1 protein-coding gene is annotated in these 438 nt (G+C 44.3%); it reads left to right on the plus strand.

The genetic code is table 11. From position 1 onward, the window contains the following. On the plus strand, positions 1-438 hold a 438-nt coding region (locus tag GFC01_RS18245), incomplete at both ends, for an FAD-dependent oxidoreductase (protein ID WP_194175046.1).

Raw genomic sequence — 438 nt, forward strand, 5'->3', positions numbered from 1 at the left:
AAGAAAAAACAGTTGATGCTGATTACGTACTTGTGACTGTTGGTCGTCGTCCAAACACTGATGAGCTTGGTCTTGAGCAAGTTGGTGTTGAATTGACTGACCGCGGAGTTGTCAAAACAGACAAACAATGCCGTACAAGCGTATCTAACATCTATGCAATTGGTGACATCGTTGATGGACCACCACTTGCTCACAAAGCTTCTTACGAAGGTAAAATTGCAGCTGAAGCAATCGCTGGAGAGCCAGCTGAAATTGATTACCTTGGTATTCCTGCTGTTGTATTCTCTGAGCCAGAACTTGCAACTGTTGGATACACTGAAGCAGAAGCAAAAGCAGAAGGTATCGAAATCGTTGCAGCGAAATTCCCATTCGCAGCGAACGGACGTGCACTTTCTCTTGATGCAACTGATGGCTTCATGAAAATGATCACTCGTAAAG

This window comes from Desulfofundulus thermobenzoicus (assembly GCF_009428905.1).
GTDB classification, from domain to species: domain Bacteria; phylum Bacillota; class Desulfotomaculia; order Desulfotomaculales; family Desulfovirgulaceae; genus Desulfofundulus_A; species Desulfofundulus_A thermobenzoicus.